This window comes from Sphingopyxis sp. CCNWLW2, assembly GCF_037095755.1.
GTDB lineage: Bacteria > Pseudomonadota > Alphaproteobacteria > Sphingomonadales > Sphingomonadaceae > Sphingopyxis.
The window spans coordinates 538,495-560,515 of record NZ_JBAWKJ010000001.1; the positions used below are offsets into that span (position 1 = coordinate 538,495).

A 22,021-nucleotide genomic window follows, 5' to 3' on the forward strand; every position below is an offset into this window, starting at 1 on the left:
ATGGTATATCATAATACAAAGCAAGCAAGCAGAAACGGCAAAGTGAGCAACGGACGATTACTGCCGCACCAAGCGCGCATAAAGAAAGGGCGGCACCTTTCGGCACCGCCCTTCTTTTTCGTTCCGTCCCCATCGGGGATGGAAACCGGTCTTACATGCCCGAGTTCGGACCGTAAGTGATTTCCACGCGACGGTTCTGGTCGTTGCGGACGCCATCGGCGGTTGCAACGGCCGGGCGGCTTTCGCCGAAGCCCTGCGCGCTGATCGAGCCATCCGAGATACCGCGAGCGGTGAGATAGCTGCGAACCGCGGTGTTGCGACGTTCCGACAGGCCGACGTTGTACTTGGCCGAACCCGAACGGTCAGCGTGACCGGCGAGCATGACCTGCGTACCCGTGCAACCACGGTTGTAGGCGCTGATCGCGTTGTCGAGCGTCGAAGCCGCTTCCGGCGTGATGTCCGACTTATCCCAGTCGAAGTACACGATATACGGTCCCGGTGCGCATTCCACGACCGGCGGCGGCGGCGGAGGCGGCGGGGGCGGCGGGGGCGGCGGGGGCGGCGGGGGCGGTGCCACCACCGGCTCCGGTGCGCCACCGAAGTTGAACGTCAGCGTGCCGAGGATCGAGTGCGAACGGAAGCGCGTCGAAACGTCGCGACCGAGCTGGTCGACCAGGTCGGCATCGGCATTGAAGAAGCGATACTTCAAGCCAACGTCGATATTGTCGCTGAGCGGAGCGCGGATGCCCGCGATCGCCTGCCAGGCGAAGCCCGTGTCCGAATCGTCGAGGAAGTTACCGGCATAGACCGGCTCGACCGAAACGCGCGCAACACCGGCACCACCGCCGACAAAGCCCTGAAGGCCGTCGTCGTCACCGAAGTCGAGCAGGCCGTTGACCATGAAGCTCAGCGCGTTCGTATCGCCAGCAAGGTCACGCGAGCCGGTCGCGAGCGGTCCGGTGCCATTGGCCGTCTGCGGGATACCCGGAGCCGTGAAGCGGCCCGATTTGATGTCGGCTTCACGGAAACCGACTTCGACTTCCGCGCGGAAACCGCCGAAGTCATAACCGACGGTGCCTTCGACGTCATAGCCAGCGCGATGATCGAGCGTAGCGGCATCCTTGAACGTACCGATGTCGAGATCCAGGTCCTCGACGAGCATTGCGCCAGCACCCACGCCAACATACCAAGAGTTGTCGCGCGCCAGAACAGGCGACGCCAGGGTGGTGGAGGCCAACGCCAGAGCGACGGCAAGCTTCCTCATAATAATTCCCCTTTCAATTGAGATATACGTCTCGGCAGACGTCCTACTCGCCGCTTTGGTTCCGTGCAAGTGAACAAATCGTCAATCTGTTGCCAAAAAGTCGCACTTCTGATGTCAAAGAACCGAAAATCAGCCTGAGATCAGAAGACCCTGCGCGGCGAGGTGAAGAATCAGTGTGGAGATCGCGTTACGCGCTTCGGAATCGATTATCGACCCGCCCGAAGGCGCCGCCACCGTCGCCGGCGCGGCCCATGCGCCGCCCGCGAAGCGAAGCTGCGCACCGTCGGTCAGCCGCGTCGCCCGCATCCCCTCACGCGGCGGCGCAAATCGCCACCCGCCCCCGGTCCGGATTGCGATCGCATTTGCCTGCCCCGCCCAGGCGGCCGTCGGCGCCGCACCGACGATCCAGCATTGTCCCTCTCCCGGGTCCGCGGGCGGCGTGGCGAGCGGTCCGGCCTCGACGGCGGAATGAACCAACGCGTCGAGCAGCGTCAAAGCTTCGTTGTGCGTTACCTCTTTCTGCGCCTGCGCTACGCCAAGTAACGGTAACGCGAAGCGCGGTGTGGTCGGCAGATCGGTCATGGCATTATCCTTTTATGTCAATGGCAAAGACAGAGGTGGCGACAGCGCGAAATCCCCCGCCTGCCGAATCTCGATCGCGCAGCCCGGTGGCAGCGTCGCCAGTTCGGGGGCACCGATATTCAGCGTCGGGACTGTGCTTTCCCATGGCCCGATTCCCGGAACGGGCGGCGACAGCGCAATGCGCCAGACCTCGTGACTTTCACCCAGCGGCAGATCGACATGGTCGCGCCACCCCGTGTCGGCGCGGCTGCGCCGGACCCAGCCGATCGTCACGCCGCCCGCTTCATCGGCGCGGACCTGCCCGTGCACCGGCGCCAGCGGCCGCAGCGCCCGGCCGGCGGCCGGCAAACCAACCTCGGCCAGCGTCGTCCCGCCCCGCGGTGCCCATTCGAGGGTCGCGGCGCCGCTCTCCGCCAATCCGGCGAGCGCCTCGGGCAGGGTCAACAGCGCCGGATCGTGGAGCAGGACGAAGGACGCCCCCGCTAAATGGACCATCTCACGCTCGGTCCCGGCCCGCCCGCGCAGTAACCGCGACAGGCGCCAGCGCCCGAGTCCGACGACATCGGCGACCCCGAATTGCAGCAATTCGCCATCGACCATCGCCCGGTTCGCCCCGCCCAGCAACGCGGCGTCGCCGACCGATTCCAATGTCATCGCCGGATTGACCAGTTGGACCTCGACGCTGTTCAACAGGTCGAACAGGCAATCGCTTCCCGCAGCCAGCGGCAGGGTGAGCTGGCCCAGCGCCGCGGCCGGACGCACCGTGCCGACCGGAATCGGCTCGGCGCCCGCCGAAGCGACAAGCCAACAGTCGGCACCGCGCCAGCCATCGTTGCTCCCGGCACCGGCGACCAATAGCCGCGGCGCCGACGCCGCCGGAATGCCGATATTGGGAAGGTCGAACAGGCGGACCAACCCAACAGCGTCGGGCCAATCGGGCGCACCGACCGGAACTCCCGGTTCTGCGGGAAGATCGGCCGCGGGAAGCGGCGCGTGGCGCCTGAGCTCCAGCAAGATGTCGCTCCCGCGAACCGTCCGCCCCGCCAGCCGCCAGCGGCTCCCGTCGGCTAGTGCAATGACATGCCCGACGGTGAGTGCCAGCGCCGCAAGATCGGCCCGCCACACCAAAGTTTCGCGCCCGTCGGCCGCGGCGACGGCAAGCCGCTGCGCCAGCGCGCGCGCCGACGTCGCCGGCAACACCGCAGGCAAATCAATCCGTTCCTCGCGGACGCCCCCGCCTGCGACCCGGCTCGTCTGCTGGCCGAGCTGATAATCGCGTTCGGGCTCATAATGCCGCAGCCGGATCGACCCGGGCAGCGATGACAGCGGGGCGCGGCGATGCTCGGCCCGGTCGCCGGGTGCTTCGCCCCGCCCAGCCTCGCGGAAATCGGCCAGCGCCAGCGGCTCGCCGGCAGCGCCCGTGGGCGCCATCCGCCATCCGCCCGGCCCGCTCAACAGCCGCACGCCGTCTGCTTCGAACAGCGGCGCGAGCGCGTCGCGTAGCCGGTCGCCCGATGCCGCATAGCCCGCAAAGGGCCATTCGCCGCCGCAGCGCGCGGTTTCGCCGAACAGGCTGTTGCCGACCATCCCTGCGTCGATACCCCCGGCATCGGCTTCGACCTCGAATGTCAGCGACGGAATCCGATTGCCGAACGCGCCGAGCTCAAGCTCTTCGAACACCGCATAAGCGCACCCGCGAAACGCACTCGCCGACGCAATGCCCAGCGCCGATGCGATCAGCGGATCAACCGCCTGATCCTCGCTGCCGTCGTGCCAGCGAAAGACGCACCGCTCTTGAAACGTCCCGCTCGACCCGCGCAGCAGATTTCCGTCGGCCCATATCCGCCCAATCCTGCGGATCGGCCGCGACGACAGCGCGACCGCCAGCGACACCGAATAGCTATATTCGGTCGTCGACGGCCGTCCCTTGCCCCCGCCGCGCTTGTTTCGCCGTTCGATCAGGTCGGTGGCCCAGATCACGCTGCCCGCGACGCGCATCGTCCCGAACAGCTGGGGAATTTGCTGGCCATAGGTCGACGCCTGGATCTTCAGGTCGGCGAGACGCGGCCCTTCGCGCCCCTTCGGTTTGAAAATCTGCGCGTCGATCTGCTGGCCCACCGCGGCACCGATCGCGGCCCCCACCGGGCCCCCGACAATCCCGCCGACCACCGTCAGCACCAATGTTGCCATCAATATGCTCCCGAAATTGTCTCCCCTCCCGCAAGCGGGAGGGGCAGCGAGACTTGCCGGCTCGCCGGCTAGTCGCAGCGGGGCGGGCGGGACAGCAACCGCCACCACACCGCATCCCGCAATCCGTCATCGATCGGCGTCTCCACCACCCGCCGCAGCCCCGCGTGCGCGTGAATCATCCGGCCGGCCCCCATTATGCCGAGATGGAACTGCCCGGCATCGAGCGCGACCAGCGCGACATCGCCGTCGCGCATATTGGTGCAAACAGGCGCGAATCCTGCGGCGAACAATCCGGCCTCGACCTGCGTCCGCGACCAACCGCGCAGCGGGTAGCAGCTCGGCCGCACCAGCCACTTGCCGGCCGCTGCATAGGCGGCCCACACCAGCCCCACACAATCGAGCCCTGTGGCGGGATCGCACCCCTGCCGCCGGAACCGCACCCCCACCATCGCCCGCGCCGCCGCAAAGGCGCGCGCTCCCAGCTCATCCACCAGGGTAACGCGTCAGCAGGTCATTGCCCGGCAGATGCGCCTCACCACGAAAATTGACGGCGTTGGCAAACCGATCGCGGCAGGTCGCAAGCTGCTTGTCGCATCCTTCGGTAAGCCGCACGCGCACCGGCCCTGCGACCGCGAAGGCCGGCGCTTCGGCCAAATGCAACACCGCCGCCTCGACCGCGATCACCGGACTCGCCAACCCACAATTGGCGCCCTCCATCCACAGCAATTCGCCGAACGCCATCCCGGGCGCGGCGGCATCGAGCGTCGCCATGCGCCCGTCGACGGCAACGACCTGCCTGTCATGCGTCAGCGGCCCCAGATCGACGCGGCACGCCCGGTCGCCCAGCATCGCCCGGCACGACGGCGAGGCTGCCGGGCACACCGGCCGGTCGAGCACCCGCGTCACACCCTGCAACTCCGCTGCAAAGGCCGCCCCGCGCCGCTCGATCGCCCCCAGCGATCCGCGCGCGACCGTGACCGGCAGGGCGGCGGCCATGCTCCAGTCGGTGACGAACAGCTCGAGCTCCGCGCCGTCCCAGCGTCCGGCGTCGAGGTCGCGCGCCGCGATCGCGTCGCTGGTAACCGCACCCTCGAGGTCCATCGTCGCCACGTCGAGGCTGTCGTTCATCTCCATCGCAGAAGGCTTCATTCCCGGCACCGCGCGGTACAATATCCCGCCGACCATCAGGTCGCGGTCGTGCGAAGTCAGCCCGACGACAACCCCGTCGCGCCGCGCCAGCCGCCAGCACCACGCCAGCGTCACCAGCTCTTCGCGCAGCCAATCGGGCGCAGCCAGCATCACCATGGCGCACGCACCTCGACCAGCGGCACGCTCGCCATCTCGCCCGCAAGGAAGGTCGCTCGGCTCACCTCCAGCCGGTCGTCGGCAAAGCGCACCGGTACGTCGAACAGAAACCCCGCGCGCACCGCGACCCCGACCGCGGGCGCCACATCGAGCAGCACCTCGCCTTCATCGGTCACCAGAAATGCCGCCGTCTCCAGCCCGTCGACCGACACGCGCACACTGCCCTCCACCGGCAGCCGTACCCGGCGCACCTGCTCGGCATCGCCAGCGCCATAGCGCTTCACCAACGCAAACTGCCGCCGCGCACCATCGCCGACGCCAAGCATCTGATCGACCGCCGCCGGCAACCCGCCATCCGCCGCCGAGCTGCTATCGAAAGGATCGCGAAAGCGGAACGCCCGCGCCGCCCCGCGCCGTGCGCGAAAAAAGTCGGTCAGCGTCCGCACATCGGCCTCCGACCGGATTCCAGGCCCCGCGTCATAGCGCATTCGCGCCTCGGCCCATTCGGTTGCCCGCTGCTCGTGCCCCGACGGCGAGCTCACGATCTGCGTCGAAAATTCGGTCGCGACCATCGCCTCGCGCCCGATCGCGAGCGGGAAATCCACCGCATCGAAAGCCTGCACCTCATCCTCCCCGTCGAATGTCACAAAGCCGTCGCGCGCGACCTGCGGCAGCGCCCAGATAAAGGTTCGCGCGACCCCCGCGCGCCGCGCGCCATCGGCTGCATCGGCGATCGCCGCCCACTGCGCGCGATCCTCGGCCGCGAGCACGAAGCCCGAAAAATAATGCTGTTCGCCAATCGGATAGCCGAGCCGCAGCACCATCGCCGCCCGCGCGCCCGCCGTCTCCGCGCCGCGCCCGCCGGTCACCCAGTCATAATCCTCGAGCTGCAGCACATCGAAGGCTGGCGCCGCCCACCCCAGCGGCACATTGGCGCGCCGCACCGCCGGCGCCGCCGGGTCGAGCACCGTCGGCAGGTAAACCAGCAAGTGACTGACCAGCCCCGCCGCTCCCGCCTCGTCGCGCGCCGCCGCAACCAAAGCCGCGGTCGACCCCGCCAGCAACACCCCCAGCGCATCGAGCATCGCCAACTGCGGCTCACCCAGCGGCCCGCGCACATCGGCAATCGGAACGCTCGCCGCCCCCAAAACCGTCGCCGCCGCCGCATCATAGGCGCAAATCCGCCCGCCGCTCGCGATCCACCACCACGGCTCGCCAACCTGGAATTTCAGCGGCAAGCCAGCGGCCGCGCCAATCGCGACAAACGCCCGCGCGACCATCTGCAGATACCCCATCGCCGCCGCGTTCGCGGGCGACAGCAACGTCGACGGCGGCACCCACCCGGTCAGCGCCGGCGCCCCGCTCGCGTCGCGCTGTTTCCAGTCGTCCCGGCAATAGGCGTCGAACAATTCGTAGGAGAGCGACCAGATCACTCCCAGCCCCGCGTTCCGGCACACCGCCGCAAAGCCCACATGCCACGCCGCGCACGGCGCATTGAGCACCCCGCCCGCCAGGCTCGCAGCAAAGCCGCCGCCCGCCGCCTCAAGCCGCATATAATGGCTCATCCCGACATAATGGACGACGTCGCCGCGATAACCGAGTTGCACCATCTGCCGCACCAGCCGCGCCGGGGTCAGATGATAGCTGTCGTCATAACCGCTCGCGATTCCGATCCCCTGCTCGGGCATCACGACATCGCCGATCGCCAGCACCGATCCCGACCCCGAGCAGGCGATGTCGCTCATCTCGGCCCAGCCCGCGACCGGCGCGCCCAGCACGCCGTCGCCGCCATCATAGGTCGGCGGCACCAGCGAAATAAACATCCGGTCGATATCGCCCGCCCACACCGGATCGGCCTCGCCCGGCAGCAGGAAGCCACCGTCAAGCGCATCGAAATCGAGGCTGACGACGGCATCCTCGGCCGTTCCCTCGGCATAGTTCCAGAGCCGCACATACCAGGCGCGCGGGGCGCCGCCCGCATCGCGTCCCTCGATTGTCAAGGTCGGCCCGTGCAGCGCGTCGAGCGGCTTCACCCCGCCCGACCGCCACCGGAATTTGAGCTGCGTGTGCCGGAAATCCCGGCGCGTCTCATAAGCGAGCAAAGGATGATCCCAGCGATCTTCGCTTTCCCAGATCAGCCCCGCCAGATCGTGCTTCCGGTAAAACACCGCCTCGACACGCAGCGCCCCCGGCGTATCGCTCGTCACGCTCGCCATCATCGGCCGCGCAAAATCGACCGTCCAATATCGCGGATCGAACCGCTTGAGCCAGCCCTTCCGATGATGCGGCTCGGCCGCCGCCACCAGCGCCCAGCCCATCAATCGTCCCCCGCTGCGACGGCGCGCCGCACCGCGCGCGCCAGTTGCCGCCCCGTCTGCGCCAGCCGCTGCGGTTCGCTCCCCGCCTCGCCCCGCACATTCACCGTGATCGCGATATTGCGCACCCCACCGGCGCCCGCCGCCTCGATCCGCCCGCCCGCGGTCGGCACGAACAGTTCGGGCCCGCGCTCGCCGACGCGATAGGCGCGCCCCGCGCTCACCGGCCCGCCGGTCGCCCGCCCCGGTGCCCCGAACAGCGCCATCGCGATCGAGGTGCCGAGCGAAAGCAGATTGCCGCTCCCGCCGCCCCCCGACCCGCCGCCCATCGCCGCGCCGATCCCGTTCGAAATCGCCGCACGCGCGATGTCCGCCATCACCGACAGCGCGAGGCGCTTCAGATCTTCGAACCCCATCTTGCCGCTGACGATCGCGCGCGACAGCGCCCGCTCGATCGCGCGCCCCGCCTGATCGGCCTCCGCAACCAGCGGCCCGCCCAGCTCGGCGCGCAGCGCCGCAATATCGCGCCTAAACGCGCCGGTGTCGGCGCGCACCGCGACCACCATCTCGTCGATCTCGTCACCCATCGGGAAACCTCTCCATCATCGCCCCCAGCGTCGCGCCGTCGAAGCACGCCTCCGCGTCATCCTCGACCCAGCCCGCCAGCACCGCGCGCACATCGGCCGGCGTCGCCGCCCAGAACTCGCCGGGCCGCCATCCCGCGACACGCGCCATCACGCCCGCAAGCTTGATCGCCGCGGGCCCCAGCCGATCGTTCGCCACCTCATCGTCCCTGCAAAATCTGCCCCAGCAGCACGCGCAGCGCCGGGGTCACCGACGCCAACCCCTGCGCGATGACCGCCTCGCCGACCGCCTCGCGCGTCAGCGTTTCGGGCCGATCCTGCACGCAATGCCAGAACAGCGAGGCCAGCTCGCCCAGCCCCAACCGCGCATCGGCGGCGCGCTCGACGAGCGCGAACAGCGGCCCCAGCTCGGCCTCCGCCGCGACCAGCGCCGCAAAGCTCGGCCGCAGCACAAGCACCCGCTCGCCGACGCGCAACTCCGCCTCGCCGCGCAGCGCGTTGGCGGCGCTCACAGGCTCACCACCGCGCCGCTCGATTCCAGGTTCAGCGTGTAATTGCGCTCGCCATTATAATCGCCGGCATAGTCGAGCCGCGTGACCAGGAAGCGCCCACGCATCCGTTCGCCGCTTTCAAAGCTCAATTCATAATCGTCGATGACGCCCGAAAGCGCATGACCGCGCAGCCGCACCTCGGCGTCGGACCCCGTAAAAATGCCCGCCGCGCTCACCGAAACCGATCGCACCCCGGCGCCCGACAGCAGCTCGCGCCAGCCGCCCGAATCCTTCGTCGTGACATTCACCGCCTCGCCGTTCACCGACATCTGCGTCGTGCGCAGGCCCGCGACGGTGCGATAGGTCGGCGGAGCCTCACCGTCGCCGATCTTGAGCAGAAAATCGCTCCCATTTTCAATCGCCATCGTCTAATCTCCTCAGGGAAAAACACTGCTAACGGGGAGTCGCAGGATGCTGATCACGACAATAGTTTTGGCCCTCATGGTGCAGTCGCCCTCGGCGACGGTCGACACGACGCGCGCCGCTTTCACCAAATGCCTGCGCACCGACATGAAGAAGGCGCTCGAGGCCAAGATGGAAGAGGCCGAATATGAAATGCAGGTGAAATCGAACTGCGCGACCGAACGCGACGCGTTCCGCAAGGCGGTGATCGCGCTGGGCAAATCGGGCGGCGATTCCGAAAAGGTCGCGGGCGAAGACGCCGATATGCAGATCGACGATTACCACGCCAATTTCACCGACAAGTTCAAGGACTATAAGTCGACGAACACAATGCCGGGCGAGTAAGCATCACGCCGCGAGGCAGCGACACCGCACCAGGATTTCGTGGCGCCAGCCGCCGTCGCGCGCAAAGGCAAAGCGCGTGCGGATCGTCCGTGCGCCGACCACCGACCAGGCGCCGGCCGGGCCCCGCAAGGCCGTGACGACCGCCTCGACGCGCGCCGCGGCCTTGTCGTCGATCGCGCTGCCCACGCCGACCAATGTCAGCGTCAGGCGGATTTCGCGTCCCGCCCGGTCCTTGGTCCCCCAGTCGGCGCCGTCTGCGATACCGACCGCCACATAGGGCGCGCTCGCCCGCGGCGGCGTGCCGTCGAATATCCCGTGCACCATCGCCGCCAGCGCGTCGTCGCGCGCCAGCAGCTCGATCGCCCGCGCGCGCAACGCCGCTTCCGCGCTCGTCATTGCCCGCCCCCCAGCGTCAGCCGCCGCCACGGCTGCCACAGCGCCGCGATCGCCGCCGGCGGAGCCGCGCCCGCGCCGTCGCGTGCCCCGTCACGCGCATCGTGCAGATGCTGCGTCATGCGGACGATGCCCTGCCGGATCGCTTCGGGAATCCCGTTCGCCCCTTCGGCGATCCCCGCGCGATAGGCGATGCGCACCCGCGCCGCGCCGCGCGGGTCGTCCAGTGTCACCCGCGCGGTACCGTCGCGGCCGATCGTCGTTCGGTAATCGCCGCCGCCCAGCACCGCCTCCTCGCCACCGGGCAACAGCAAGGTCACGCCATCGATCGCGACAACGGGCCGCGCTCCGGGTTGGACCACCCCGTTTTTCAACGGCAAAATCTCCTCGGCCGCGCGGATGACCAGCCACTGCCCGATAAAGGCCTCGCAGATATTGGTCGCCGCGCGGATAAGGCCCGCGACCACGGCATCGTCGATCGTCGCCCCCAGCCGCAACCAGCCGCGCGCTTCGTTCAGGCTCACCGGGGCATCGCCCGGCACCGGACTTTCCGCCATCACCGTTCCTCCACCCGCACGGTCATCGATCGCTCGTCGATCTGCCCGTCGCTCAGCGTCACCCGGTTGGTGACGCGATAGACATGACCGGCGACGCCGCCCGCCAGCGTGGCAGTCGTCCGGGTCAGGTCATGCGCCGCGGCGGCCACTTCGATCCCCTCGCCCCCGGCCGGCGCGACCGTCCAACTGCTCGCCACCACCGCCTGCCCGTCGGGATAGGCGGCCGCCCAGTCGAACTCATAATCGATCCGCGCATCGGGATCCTTCACCACCATCGCCATGGCTGCTCCTCTCTCTCGATCCTATGGTTTACGCGGCGTCACGCGGCGGCCGGGTTCGCGCGCGATCGGCACCGTGCCGCGCGGCGCCGATGGCTCGGGCCCGCCCCATTCGCTCGCCAGATCGCGCGGCGCCGTGTCCCCGACCGCCCGCGACGACAACGCCGACCCGCCGATCACGCCGCCGCCTCCAGCGCGGCAAGCCGCGCCTCCTGCGCCGCGATCAGGAACAGCGCCAGCTGGTCGGGGCGGATGCCGAAACGGTCGCCCGCTTCGTCGCCCTCCGCCCATGCATCCCAGCACAGAAAGGCATAGGGTGTTGCGCCGGGCCGTCCCGCGGCATCGATCGGGTCGATCAGGCTTTCGTCGGCCATGATCTCCCACACGCGCTGCGCCTGGACGCCGAAATGATAACGCGCATCGGCCGCGCTCTTCGCGGCGATCGCATCGTTCCACTGATAAAAGCCGAGTTCGGCGACGATCCGCCTGCCCGCGCGCAACTCGGCCGCATTGGCGGCGCCGCGCCAGGTTTTTTCGCGTGCATCCGACGTGTTGATCGTACCGGTGGCCGCATAGACGACCGTGGTCCGGTTGCCGGCCCCGCCAAGCGAATGAACATTGTCCGACACCGGCTGGAAATGGCCCGCCGTGACCAATTGCCAGCGCGCCGCATTGCCGGTCGCAAAGATATGACCGCCGGTCGGCCCAACGCTGTTCCCGGCATAGTGCCAAAGGCGGCCAAGGTTATCGACCGTCCAGCCATAGCCTTCGGTGGCGCCGACGGGCACGAGGTTCAGCTTCAGCTGCTGGTTGGTGGGCGCCGGAGAATTCGCATAGGAGGTATCGAGGCTGATCCGTGTCGGCACGACTTGCGGCCCTGTCAGCGCGCCAAGTTGCAGCACGCTGCCCCGCAGCGTTACCGCGCCCGTCCCCGCGGCGATCTGCATCGAAGCGGCCGCGGCCTGATTGTCCCAGATCGCGAATTCGCCGCCGCCGTTGATCCCCAGGCTATAGCTGCGCGCGGCCACATTCCCGCCCAGCGTCAGACACGGATAGTCGCCCTGGATCTGAAGCTGGCGGTTGAAACCGCCGCTGTTGCCGGGAGAGGCCGTGCCGATCCCGACATTCCCCGCGCCGTCGACCCGCACCCTTTCGGTGGCATTTGTATCCAGCGTCACGAAATCGCTGCCGATCCGCATCCCGTCGCGACTGGCGCCCGCACCCGCGACGTTGAACAGGCCCGTGAACGCGGCGTCGGCGTAAAGATAAAGCGATTGCCCGCTCAGGGCGCCAAAGCGCGCGACATCGCCCGCACCGCTGGCCTCGACATGCAAGCGCACCGCCGGCGCAGTCGTCCCGATACCCACATGCCCCGACGGCGACAGCCGAAGCCGCTCGACGCCCTCGGTCGCGATGCCGATCGCGTCCGCCGCCGCCCGGAAAAGACCCGTGTCGGGGTCCGCCGCAAAACTGATCGCAGGCGCGGCGGCGGTGCCGTTCTGCACGCCGAGCGGACCATCGAGCGTGTACCGCCCATCACCGGCCCGAAAGGCGAGCGCCGACAGCGGCATATTCACCCACCCCGCACCGCGCCGCACGGTAAGCTGATCATCCGCCGCGCCCGTCGTTACCGCCGCATGCGTCGTCGACAACGGCTGCTTTGCCGCCAATGCGTCGGCCAGTCCGTCGCCCGCTGCATCCTGCGCGGCGAACCATTCGGCGCCGACGGTCAATGCGATCGTCTTCAGCCCCGGCGCGAAATCGACTTGGTCGCCCGCGTTCGACGAGGCCGCGACGCTGTCGCGCTGCAACCGGCCCGCGTCGTCGATCCGGCCGACGCCGACCTCCCACTGCGCCGGCTGGGCGATGCCGGCGATGGCATAATGAAAGGGATCGCCCACCGGAACGATCCCCGAAAAACGGCGATGGCCGGGCACCGCGCCGGTCGGCATCAGTGGCCCGGTCCCGCCATCCTGGCACAGCTCGCGCACCAGATCGGCGAAAAAGAGGGTCGGCATGGCGAGGCCATCCTTTCCAATATCGATAGGGGAGAAAATTGGCGCCCGGCCCGCCCGAAAGGGGGGAGCGTGGCCGGGCGCCCATCGCGCGCCAGTGCTTAGCTGGCGGCGAATTTCATCAGCTTGATCGCCTGCGAATCGATGATCGCGCCGCCGACCCGCTTGGTTGCATAGAAATGCACGAAGGGCTTGTTGCTGAACGGATCGCGCAGGATGCGCGTCTCGCCGCGGTCGGCGACCAGATAACCGGCGCGGAAATTGCCGAACGCGATCGACAGGCTGTTCGCGCCGACATCGGGCATATCCTCGGCCTCGACGACCGGATAACCGAGCAGGGTCGCCGCCTGCCCCTCGACCATCCCCGGCTGCCAGATGAAGGCCCCGTCGCTGGTCTTGAACTTGCGGATGCGGCTCAGCGTATCCGAATTCATCACCCAGCTCGCGCCCTGCCGGTACGGCGCCTTTAGCGAATGGACCAGCTCGACCAGCTTGTCCTGCGGGTTCGACGCCGGAAACGCACCCGCGGTGCCCGTCGCCAGATGCTGGAGCGTCCCGAACGCGCGCACGCTGTCGAGCTCGTTCGTCGTCGTATAGGTCAGGAAACCCTTCGGCCGGTTCGTCCCGTTACCGTTCACGAACGCGACGCCCTCGGCGACCGCGAATTCGCGCGCGATCTGGTCGGCCAGCCAGTCCTCGACGTTGAACATCGCATCGTCGAGCATCGCCTGGCTCGCCGCCGGGTTGGCGTAAAGCTCGCCCGACGGCGGTGCGATTTCGGCAAAGCTGCGCGTCGCCGTCTCGGGCCGCGCCGCGGTCTCGCCGACCCACCCCGCGCCCATCGATCCCGTCGCGATCAGCTTGCGATAGCCGCTCGTCCCCGTCTGCACGACCGTCGCGATCGACCGGATCGGCGACAGCGTCTTCAGCGTCGCGGCGATGGCCCCGTCGATCTCGCGCGGCACCGCAAAGCCGCCCTCGCCGCCCGACGCGCCCGACAGGCTCTTCATCTCGACCCCCGCGTCGATCCCGCGCCGCAAATAGCGCTCGACGAACGCGTCACGCGCCGGATCGGCCGCCTTCGCCCCGTCGAGCGGCAATCGCGACGCCGCCACGGCCTGCGCATCGACCTGCGCCTTCAGCGCCGCCACCGACGCCTTCAGCTCATCGACCGCCTCGGCCGCCAGCACCGCATCGAACGCCCCCTCGAGCGCATCCGCCTTCATTTCGAACTCCATTTCCATGCCCGTCACTCCTTCAAAGAATCTACTGCAATCACCCGCGCCAGCGGCTGCATCGGCGCCGCCACCAAGCTCACCTCGGCCAGGTCGAGCGCCAGCAACTCGCGCGGACCATTCCCGCGCGAAGCCGTCACCCGATACCCAAAGGACAATCCCGTCAGCGCCCCGCGCGCGACCAGCGCCGCCGCCGTCGGATGCGTCACCCGCGCGACAACGCGCAGCCCGCGCGCATCCTCGGCCAAAGTCTCGATCACCCCGATGCTCGCCCCCGGCCGATGCTGCCAAAGCAGCGGCACCGCCCGCCGCTCGCGCAAACTCGCCGCAAAAGCCCCCGCCCGCACCACATCGCCCCCGCGATCGACCCGATCGAACACCGAAGCATAGCCGGCGAACCGTAGTCCCCCCTCCCGCAAGCGGGAGGGGGTTAGGGGGTGGGCAGCGGCACCCGCCGCCCTCACTTCAGCAACCCCGGCAGCCCCAGCTTCATCGCCAGCCCGACGACCAGCAACGCCAGCCCGCACCGCACCGCCCAGTCGACCGCCGCCTTCCACGCGCTCGTCTTCGCATCGCGCCACGCGCCGAGCAGCTGCCGCAAGTCGCTCACATCGTCGCGCGCGGCCTCGTCGGCCAGCCCCAGCCGCGCCAGCGCCCGCCGCGCCCCCAGCTCGCTCGCCTCCTCGACCACCGCACGCAGCAACGCCGCGTCGGGCGCACTCGTCCCCGCCAGCGCGATCAGCCGCGCCAGCGCCTCTTCCTCATCCATGTCGCAATCTCCGGGTTAAGCGACGCCCAGCAGCGCCTTCTTCTCATCCGCTGTCAGCCAGTCCGCCGCCGACACCTCGCGCCACAGCGCCATCCGGTCCTCGGCCAGCGCCGGCACCTTGTCCAAATCCACGCGCAGCTCGGCGCCCTCGAACCAGCCCGACAATCCCTGCGAAATCGCCCCCAATATCTTCGCGCACAAAGGCAGCACCGTCAGCCGCCACAGCGCGCGATTGGCCTCGCGATAATTGGCATAGGTCGCATCCCCGGGCAGCCCGAGCAGCATCGGCGGCACCCCGAACGCCATCGCAATCTCGCGCGCACTCGAATCCTTGAGCGCCAGGAAATCCATCTCCGCCGGCGACAGCGACAACGCCTGCCACCGCAATCCGCCCTCGAGCAGCAACGGCCGCCCCGCATTCGCCCCGCCCGCGAAACTCTCGGCCAGCTCCTCGCGCAGCCGGTCGACCTGCTCGGCCGACAAGGGCATCCCCTTGTCGCCCGGATCATGCACCAGCGCCCCCGAAGGCCGCGCCGCATTCTCCAGCAACGCCGCATTCCACCGCGCCGCCGCGTTATGCGCGGCAATCGCCCCCGAAGCCGCGCCCAGGCACCCCGCGCCATAATGATCGTCCAGCGGATGCAGCGCCTTCACATGCACCACCGCGACGCGCCCCGCGCCATCCTCGGCGGGCAGCACCACCCCCGACCCGCCCGCCTTGTAACGATAGGCAACCGGCCACCCGCGCGCGTCGGCCTCGACCGTCACCCGCTCGGGCCGCAGCGCAAACAGCTCCGCCGGCGCCCCCGCGCCATCGGCCAATATCTGCACATAACCATTGCCATGCAGCAGCAACTGCGACGCCAAAGTCTCGACCAGCCCCTGCCCGCCCGACGTCGCCCCAACGAGCGCCGACAACGCCGGATCGCTCGCCACCAGAGGCGCCGAGCCGGCAGCCTCGGCCACCAGCCGCACCGCCCGTTGGACGATGGCATTGCCCAGATACCCCTCGCGCAGCTGGGCCTCATAGGACAACGGCGCTGGCGCCGACCACGTCCCATACACCCGCGACAAAGCGGGCCGCGCAGGATGCTGCGCAGCCTTGCGGCCAAACCAGTTCATGATGATCTCCTGCTATGCTTTTGCGAGTCGGGGGGCGGAACGCCGGCTCATGGTATGACAATGACCAACGGGCCTTCCGGAAGCGGACGACGACGAACCCGTTTAGTGTCGTTCCGGAGCATCTTTTTGCCTGTAGCGCCGATCGGCATCAACTTCAGCGGACGATCGTCCGATATGGATCCCAATCGCGTTGACGCGATTCGGAGGCGACCATAAGACCTTCGTTCCTTTGGAAAAATTCCAAGGGCAACGCCTGTTTGGAGATGGTCAATGCTGATTCAAAAGCTTCTTACCATAGCTGCCCTTGCGGCCATGCCAGCGGTTTTCGCTCCGGCACAAGCGCAGGAGAATGATCCGGTCTATGAATGCATCGTCGGCTGCGTCGCGACCCGCCCGAACAGCGAGGGCTGGTGCGTGCAGGAATGCAATCGACGCTTCGGCAACGAAACGCGCCCCTATCCCGGAACTCCGAATACGCCGTGCAGCTACCCCTGGGGTTGCCCTACCCAATAATCGATGTCGGGGGGTGATCCCGGCGACCACCCCCCGTTGCATTTCGCCGTCGGATCAGATCGACCGCCTTCGCCCGAAATCCCGCGCTCTCCTCAAACCCGCATCACCCCCGGCGCCCGCCCTTTCCGCAGCCCCTCCAGCAAAGCCGCCAACGCCCAAACACAGGCATCCGCCCGATCGGGAGACCGCCCCGGCCCCGCATAGCCGCCACCCGTCTGCAACCCGCAAAGCTGGTCCTCCAGCGCCGCGAATGCCCCCGCATGCACCACCTGCCCGCGCTCGTACGCCAGCGCCACCGGCTCCGCGCGCCGCGCCTTGCCGATGCTCGCATGCACCGGCACCACCGGCAGCGCGAGGTCGGCCTGCGCCAAAGTGCTCGCCACCATTTCGCCGCCCATATTGCTCTCCGCCACGACCCGGTCGGCGCCCCAGCGCGCCGCCGCGCCCGCCACCGCCTGCGCCCAGACATGCGGCGGCGGTGCCTCAACGCTCGCATCCTCGACCACCGCCAGCCGCCCGTCGCGCAGCAACGCCGCCACAACGATCCCGCACGCATCGCCATGCGCCGTCGCGGGCGGATCGACCCCGATCACGACGCGCGCCGGCTTGCCGATCGCATCGGCATCGACCCGGCACCGCTCGATCAGCGCGCGCGTCCACAGCGCCCCCTCGACATCCTCCAGCATCTCGCCGTCCAGCTCCTGCCGCCCCAGCCGCGTCCCGCCGTAACTCGCAACCATCGCCTCGACGAAGTTCGACGGAAGATAGGCATTGTCATTCGTTCCGCCGCGCGTTTCCTCGAACCCCGGCAGCGCCATGATCCGCCGCATCAGCGATGTCGGCCGCGGCGTCGTCGTGATCAGCACGCGCGGGGCATCGCCCAGCCGCAGCCCCATGACCAGATTGTCCCATGCCGCCTCGCCATGCGTCCATTTCGCCAGTTCGTCGCACCAGGCCACATGATGCTCGGGGCCGCGCAGATTCTCCGCCGCCGCCGCCGAATAGAGTGTCGCCACCGCACCGCTGCTGAAATGCAGCTCGCGCAGCCCCTCGCGCCAGCGCGGCTCCTCGTCGCTGCGCGCGACCGCGAGCAGCCCGCTCGGCCCCTCGATCATCACCCGCCGCCCGTCGGCATCGTTCGCCGCAACCAGCGCGATCCGCGCCTCGGGCAGCATCCGCGCCCATTCGCTGATCCATTCGGCCCCCGCGCGCGTCTTTCCGAACCCGCGCCCGGCACGGATCATCCAGATACGCCAGTCGCCCGGCGGTTCGCACTGTCCCGCCTGCGCCCAACCCTGCCAGCGTTCGATCAATTCGCGCCTGTATTTCAGCGGAAGGTCGCGCATCAATCGTCGTAACTGACCGGGCGTCAACGTCCCCAACAGCTCCAGAATGTCGCCGACTACGTCCCGTGTCGCCTGCGCCATCGCTACAGCTTGTCCCAGCCGCGCTGGCGGCGCAGAATCGCAACCCGCTTCAGAACCTCTTCGTCGGTTTCTTCCGAGGTCGGCATGCGCCCCTTGCCCGGTCGATTGGTCTTGAACCGCCCGCTTCGCACACTGCCCTCATGCCGTCCGAGCAGGCGGAGCGCCTGATCCATCGTCATCGGTTCCACAAGCGGCCGATTCCCGGCCTCGCTCGCCGCTGGCCGGGGACCTTCGACCGCGGCCAGCGCGGCCTGCACCAGCCCCATCTCCAGCCGCTGATATCCGTCGTCGAGCGCACGCTGCCACGCCGCGGCAAATGCCGCGTCGCGCTGGCGCATCTTGTATACCGTCGACAATGCCACACCGGCGCGCTCGGCCGACAGCGACACGTTGCAGGTCTCGCTCAGCGACAGGATGAACTCGTCGCGGCTGCGCTGCGAAATCTCGCGGCGCGACCGCTTCGTCTTGACCAGCAATCGACCCTTTCCGCCCATCACCACCAGATCCATCGCCCATCTCCAAAAGCAATCGGGCCGGACGCCCCTCCGCATCGGAAGGGGCGCCGGCCCGACTCGCAATTCTTCATGATGTGACACTTGTGCCATATCAGCGTGACGATGTCAATAGAAAAGAACCTATTTGGTTATCCGAGAAAAGAACGGCCACCCCCGGTCAAAGGTTCAGCGCCCACCCCGCAACGCCGCCCGCCAACACGAGCGCCGGGGCGGTCAGCTTTCCCCTCCAGCGCCAGACCACCAGCACGGCGGCGCCGAAGAGAAGAGCTGCGGGTACAAGGTTCGCGGCGCGCCCCGCCGTCGACCAGCCCAGTTGCAGCAGCGTCGCCGCAATCACCCCGACAACCGCCGCCGCCACACCGGCAAGCACGCGGTGGAGCGCCGGATTGTCGACCACCGCCTCCAGCCGCTCGAAGAAAATCATCGAAAAGACGAAGGCGGGCATGAACATCCCCGCCGTGATCGCGACCGCGCCGGGCAGCCCCGCCGCGACATAGCCCGCAAAGGTCGCAAAGATGACGAGCGGGGCGGGCAGCATCCCCGCGAACGCGACACCGTCGAGAAAGCTCGCGTCGCTGATCCAGCCGCGCCCGACGGTGTCGGTGCGCACATAGGGGATCGCGGTATAGGCGCCGCCAAAGGTGAGCAGCCCGCCTTTCAGCCCGGCGATGAACAGCGCGACGATCCCGGCCTCGCTCGCGGCGATGCTTGTCTTCGCCGAGGGCGCGGCGCCCGTCACAACGACGGCGAGCACGACCGCCGCGACGAAGATCGCCGCCGCCACCGTCGGGCGCTTCGCATATGTATAGATCAGCCCCGCCGCGATCAGCGGAATCCAGAACGGCACCCCCGCCAGCGTCGCGGCGAGCGCGGCGCCCGCGAGCAGCCACAACAGCCGGTCCTCCAGGATATGCGCCCCGATCCGCTGCACCGCGCGCAGGATGATCGCCAGCACGACGACCTGCACGCCGAGGAAGATCGGCGCCATCGCCGGATTATCGACGATCCAGCCCTTGTAGAGCCACGCCGCACCCAGCATCAGGACAAAGCCGGGCAGCATGAAGCCGAGCCCCGCGAGCAATCCGCCGATCCGCCCGCGCGCGACCATCCCCAGATGGACGCACAATTCATGCGCCTCGGGTCCCGGCAGGATCTGCATCACCGCGAGCAGCCGGTTGAACCGCACCGGCGAAATCCAGCGCTCCTCCTCGACCAGCGCCTGTTTCACCATCGCGATCTGGGCGACGGGCCCGCCAAAGGCGAGGAAACCGAAACGGAGGAAACGGAGGAAAAGCCGAAACAATGAAAGGGTCGGCGGCGAATAGATATCGGTCGTCATTGCAAGCACGCTCCTTGCCGCAAGCGCGGCTTATGGAGCGGAACTTGGACGGCGCACCGTCTGAACGGGCGTCCGCATTGCCCGCACCGCCTATTTTACCGCGTCCGCCCGAAAGGGGAAGATAGACTTTGTTTCAGTGCGCACCCCTTCGAACATACCCTCAGCCGCAAGTAAGGGGTCAGTAGAAGAGGTCTTGAATATCGAGTTTTCGAGCTTCTTCGAGATGGCCTGCACGAAGCAACCGAGCTTGTGCGCCAAAAAATCTAGCTAGCCCATCCGCCCAGGCGAGGGATCGAAAATCTGAACTTACCGAGATGCCCAAACTGCTCAAGACCGCAACGGCGGCCCCAACGTCGCCTCCGAGACGAGATTTCATTCGTTGCATGAACTCCTCTTCCTTGGCGCGGGCAAGCGGCCAAGGGAGAGAGGGCGACGCATGAGGGGAAAATGATCCAACCTCTTCCGCGCGAACATCCACGTAATCATAAAAGTTTCGCGCTGCGATCTCGCACATTGCCGCGGCGTCGGTCAGAGATACCTTTTTCACGCCCTGGACCGCTCTTGCTCGGGCTAGTCCGACGTACAAATTCAGCAGCGATCCGATCGAAAAAATTGCGACAGGAATTAACACATACCACGGTACATGCTGCCAGATCATAGCCGCGCTCATAAGAGTGACTGGCCATACCGCATTCACCAGCTTGGCGGGTGTAACTTCCCATCCAAGCGAGTAAGCCAGTTTCCCAAACCGTTCGATAAGCGCAGTCCAAAGATTAATTCGACTGGCCGATTTTTCGATTTCCCCCATTAGCTCGACATACGCAACCTCATGTGGGTTTGCAAACCACATAACGTCACACTTATTCCATATCAACATGTCGATTTTGGACATTATAACCCATATGGTTTTCACTGGGAAATGCGGGAGGAACGAAGGGTTGGCGCCACATCGCGTTTGATAAGTCATTACAAGCCACTACACCCATGAGGTGATCGACGATCACCTTAGAGGGGAATTTACCATGATCCATTCGAACGACATGTTTCGCCACTATTCCACGCTGACTGCACCCGCGCGGGAACGCCGGGCCTTGCACGCATTGCGCTATTTACCCCTGCTGGCCTTGCTGGTCGCAGGCAATGCCGCTGCGGCAAATATCGAGCTCGGCGGCCCCGGCGCCAACGGGATCGGCACCGGCACCGGGGCGGGTGGCCCCGTGGGCATTGGCGGCCAAGGCGGTGACCGCCCGACCGTCACCCCGGAGACGGACGGCAAAATAACGGTCGGCGGCGGCGGCAATGGCGGCTTCGGCGTCTCTGCCGGAATCGGCGGCAGGGGCGGTAACGGCCCAACCACAACCGGCTACAATTCGACGACCATCGGGTCGGGCGGCATCGGTGGACGCGGCGACCTGGGGGGCAAGGGCGGCGCGGGCGGAAACGCGGCCATATCGACCGGCTGGGGCTCGACAGCCATCGGGTCCGGCGCCATGGGCGCGCGCGCTGGCGCGGGGGAAACAGGCGGAGCGGGCGGCAATGGGGCCCTATCGTCCGCCGCTGGCGCGATAGCCGTCGGTTCGGGCAGTCCGGGCAGGGGCGCTAGCGAAGGCTCCGCGGCGGGCGGAAACGGCGCCCAGGCGACCGGCGAAGCCGCCATCGCGATCGGAAGCGCCGCGGGCACCAATCAGGGGGCCGTGGCGTCGGGCGTCGGCAGCACCGCGATCGGCGGCGCGAGCGGCGGCAAGGCTGGCGCAGCAGCATTCGCCAGCGACAGCGTGGCGATCGGGTCGGGCAGCCAGGTCGCAAGCGGCGCCAGCGGCAGCGTGGCCATCGGGTCCGGCTCGACGGCCACGGCCGCCAACACCGTCTCTTTCGGATCGGCGGGTCAAACGCGCGGCCTGGTCAACGTCAGCGCCGGGGCGGTGACCGCGACGAGTAGCGACGCCATCAACGGCAGCCAGTTGCATGCCGTGCAAGCGGTCAACGCGGCGCAGGACAGCCGCCTGACCATGCTCGAAGCGATGGGCACGGCCTATGGCACTCAGATCGGCGATCTTTACAGCATCACCGATCGCGACCGCCGCGAAGCGCAGCGGGGCACCGCCGCCGCCGTCGCCCTGACCGCGGCGCCCATGCCGTCGGAGCCCGGCAAGACGAGCTATACCTTCAATCTCGCCACCTTCCGCGGCGAACAGGCCGTCGGGGCATCGATCGCCCACCGCTTCGACACCGGCGAGCCCCTCGCCTTCACCGCCGGCGTCTCGCACGCGAGCGGCCGCAACACGGCGCTGCGTGTCGGCGTGGCGGGAGAGTTTTAGGC

The 22,021-nt window shown here is 68.0% G+C and carries 26 protein-coding genes; 3 read left to right on the top strand and 23 right to left on the bottom strand.

Translation table 11 applies throughout. From position 1 onward, the window contains the following. Nucleotides 1-151 precede the first annotated feature (151 nt). The 10 genes from V8J55_RS02440 to V8J55_RS02485 all read right to left on the bottom strand — a co-directional run bounded on the left by V8J55_RS02440 (nucleotide 152) and on the right by V8J55_RS02485 (nucleotide 9,156). Nucleotides 152-1,264 (bottom strand): OmpA family protein, encoded by a 1,113-nt coding sequence (locus V8J55_RS02440; protein ID WP_336444225.1) that lies wholly within the window; start codon nucleotides 1,262-1,264, stop codon nucleotides 152-154. 129 nt (nucleotides 1,265-1,393) lie between these two features. Then, entirely contained in the window at nucleotides 1,394-1,846 is a 453-nt protein-coding gene (locus tag V8J55_RS02445) for a DUF2793 domain-containing protein (RefSeq protein WP_336444226.1), read from the bottom strand. Nucleotides 1,847-1,858: 12 nt separating this feature from the next. Next, on the bottom strand, nucleotides 1,859-4,036 hold the full coding sequence (locus V8J55_RS02450; protein ID WP_336444227.1) for a phage tail protein: 2,178 nt from the start codon (nucleotides 4,034-4,036) through the stop codon (nucleotides 1,859-1,861). Between the two features lie 68 nt (nucleotides 4,037-4,104). Beyond that, nucleotides 4,105-4,527 (bottom strand): NlpC/P60 family protein, encoded by a 423-nt coding sequence (locus V8J55_RS02455; protein WP_336444228.1) that lies wholly within the window; start codon nucleotides 4,525-4,527, stop codon nucleotides 4,105-4,107. After that, on the bottom strand, nucleotides 4,520-5,341 hold the full coding sequence (locus V8J55_RS02460) for a DUF2163 domain-containing protein (RefSeq protein ID WP_336444229.1): 822 nt from the start codon (nucleotides 5,339-5,341) through the stop codon (nucleotides 4,520-4,522). Before V8J55_RS02460 ends, V8J55_RS02455 begins: the two co-directional genes overlap by 8 nt. Beyond that, complete coding sequence (locus V8J55_RS02465) at nucleotides 5,335-7,659, bottom strand: DUF2460 domain-containing protein (RefSeq protein WP_336444230.1); 2,325 nt, start codon at nucleotides 7,657-7,659, stop codon at nucleotides 5,335-5,337. Before V8J55_RS02465 ends, V8J55_RS02460 begins: the two co-directional genes overlap by 7 nt. Further along, the gene (locus V8J55_RS02470) at nucleotides 7,659-8,243 is read right to left on the bottom strand and encodes a tail tape measure protein (protein ID WP_336444231.1); all 585 of its coding nucleotides are present in this window, start codon (nucleotides 8,241-8,243) and stop codon (nucleotides 7,659-7,661) included. The genes V8J55_RS02465 and V8J55_RS02470 overlap by 1 nt, the downstream gene beginning before the upstream one ends. Then, nucleotides 8,236-8,439: a phage tail assembly chaperone gene (locus V8J55_RS02475; RefSeq protein WP_336444232.1), complete on the bottom strand. Its 204-nt coding sequence runs from the start codon at nucleotides 8,437-8,439 to the stop codon at nucleotides 8,236-8,238. Before V8J55_RS02475 ends, V8J55_RS02470 begins: the two co-directional genes overlap by 8 nt. Before the next feature lies 1 nt (nucleotide 8,440). After that, a complete protein-coding gene (locus V8J55_RS02480) occupies nucleotides 8,441-8,752 on the bottom strand; it encodes a gene transfer agent family protein (RefSeq protein ID WP_336444233.1) in 312 nt (103 codons plus the stop codon). Next, nucleotides 8,749-9,156, bottom strand: a complete 408-nt coding sequence (locus V8J55_RS02485) for a phage major tail protein, TP901-1 family (protein WP_310251299.1) — start codon at nucleotides 9,154-9,156, stop codon at nucleotides 8,749-8,751. The genes V8J55_RS02480 and V8J55_RS02485 overlap by 4 nt, the downstream gene beginning before the upstream one ends. A 46-nt stretch (nucleotides 9,157-9,202) precedes the next feature. Between V8J55_RS02485 and V8J55_RS02490 the strand changes: the two genes are divergently transcribed. Beyond that, nucleotides 9,203-9,538, top strand: a complete 336-nt coding sequence (locus tag V8J55_RS02490; protein WP_037513350.1) for a hypothetical protein — start codon at nucleotides 9,203-9,205, stop codon at nucleotides 9,536-9,538. Nucleotides 9,539-9,541: 3 nt separating this feature from the next. Here the strand turns inward: V8J55_RS02490 and gp17 are convergent, their stop codons facing one another. The 9 genes from gp17 to V8J55_RS02535 form a co-directional block, all read right to left on the bottom strand. Next, entirely contained in the window at nucleotides 9,542-9,934 is a 393-nt protein-coding gene (gp17, locus tag V8J55_RS02495; RefSeq protein WP_336444234.1) for a tail completion protein gp17, read from the bottom strand. After that, nucleotides 9,931-10,488: a head-tail connector protein gene (locus tag V8J55_RS02500; protein WP_336444235.1), complete on the bottom strand. Its 558-nt coding sequence runs from the start codon at nucleotides 10,486-10,488 to the stop codon at nucleotides 9,931-9,933. The genes gp17 and V8J55_RS02500 overlap by 4 nt, the downstream gene beginning before the upstream one ends. After that, nucleotides 10,488-10,769, bottom strand: a complete 282-nt coding sequence (locus tag V8J55_RS02505) for a phage fiber-tail adaptor protein (RefSeq protein WP_336444236.1) — start codon at nucleotides 10,767-10,769, stop codon at nucleotides 10,488-10,490. Before V8J55_RS02505 ends, V8J55_RS02500 begins: the two co-directional genes overlap by 1 nt. 21 nt (nucleotides 10,770-10,790) lie before the next feature. Then, complete coding sequence (locus V8J55_RS02510) at nucleotides 10,791-10,946, bottom strand: hypothetical protein (protein WP_336444237.1); 156 nt, start codon at nucleotides 10,944-10,946, stop codon at nucleotides 10,791-10,793. Further along, nucleotides 10,943-12,784 carry a tail fiber domain-containing protein gene (locus tag V8J55_RS02515; protein WP_336444238.1) on the bottom strand — a complete coding sequence of 614 codons (1,842 nt, stop codon included), beginning with the start codon at nucleotides 12,782-12,784 and terminating at the stop codon, nucleotides 10,943-10,945. The genes V8J55_RS02510 and V8J55_RS02515 overlap by 4 nt, the downstream gene beginning before the upstream one ends. Before the next feature lie 98 nt (nucleotides 12,785-12,882). Beyond that, nucleotides 12,883-14,025 (bottom strand): phage major capsid protein, encoded by a 1,143-nt coding sequence (locus V8J55_RS02520; protein ID WP_336444239.1) that lies wholly within the window; start codon nucleotides 14,023-14,025, stop codon nucleotides 12,883-12,885. A 5-nt stretch (nucleotides 14,026-14,030) separates the two neighbouring features. Then, nucleotides 14,031-14,435 (bottom strand): HK97 family phage prohead protease, encoded by a 405-nt coding sequence (locus tag V8J55_RS02525; RefSeq protein WP_336444240.1) that lies wholly within the window; start codon nucleotides 14,433-14,435, stop codon nucleotides 14,031-14,033. Nucleotides 14,436-14,476: 41 nt separating this feature from the next. Beyond that, nucleotides 14,477-14,785: a DUF6127 family protein gene (locus V8J55_RS02530; protein ID WP_037513339.1), complete on the bottom strand. Its 309-nt coding sequence runs from the start codon at nucleotides 14,783-14,785 to the stop codon at nucleotides 14,477-14,479. Between the two features lie 15 nt (nucleotides 14,786-14,800). Further along, nucleotides 14,801-15,907 (bottom strand): phage portal protein, encoded by a 1,107-nt coding sequence (locus V8J55_RS02535; RefSeq protein ID WP_336444241.1) that lies wholly within the window; start codon nucleotides 15,905-15,907, stop codon nucleotides 14,801-14,803. Nucleotides 15,908-16,177: 270 nt separating this feature from the next. Here V8J55_RS02535 and V8J55_RS02540 point away from each other — a divergent pair, with 270 nt between their 5' ends. After that, entirely contained in the window at nucleotides 16,178-16,420 is a 243-nt protein-coding gene (locus tag V8J55_RS02540; RefSeq protein ID WP_336444242.1) for a hypothetical protein, read from the top strand. 92 nt (nucleotides 16,421-16,512) lie between these two features. Here V8J55_RS02540 and V8J55_RS02545 read toward each other — a convergent pair whose 3' ends face one another. The 4 genes from V8J55_RS02545 to V8J55_RS02560 form a co-directional block, all read right to left on the bottom strand. Further along, on the bottom strand, nucleotides 16,513-17,766 hold the full coding sequence (locus V8J55_RS02545) for a DNA-packaging protein (protein WP_336444243.1): 1,254 nt from the start codon (nucleotides 17,764-17,766) through the stop codon (nucleotides 16,513-16,515). Nucleotides 17,767-17,849: 83 nt separating this feature from the next. Beyond that, complete coding sequence (locus tag V8J55_RS02550; protein ID WP_336444244.1) at nucleotides 17,850-18,356, bottom strand: hypothetical protein; 507 nt, start codon at nucleotides 18,354-18,356, stop codon at nucleotides 17,850-17,852. Nucleotides 18,357-18,519: 163 nt separating this feature from the next. Next, nucleotides 18,520-19,701, bottom strand: coding sequence for a chromate efflux transporter (chrA, locus tag V8J55_RS02555; protein WP_336444245.1), 1,182 nt, complete (start codon nucleotides 19,699-19,701; stop codon nucleotides 18,520-18,522). 178 nt (nucleotides 19,702-19,879) lie between these two features. After that, complete coding sequence (locus V8J55_RS02560; protein ID WP_336444246.1) at nucleotides 19,880-20,593, bottom strand: hypothetical protein; 714 nt, start codon at nucleotides 20,591-20,593, stop codon at nucleotides 19,880-19,882. A 130-nt stretch (nucleotides 20,594-20,723) separates the two neighbouring features. Between V8J55_RS02560 and V8J55_RS02565 the strand changes: the two genes are divergently transcribed. After that, entirely contained in the window at nucleotides 20,724-22,019 is a 1,296-nt protein-coding gene (locus V8J55_RS02565; protein ID WP_336444247.1) for a hypothetical protein, read from the top strand. Nucleotides 22,020-22,021 lie beyond the last annotated feature (2 nt).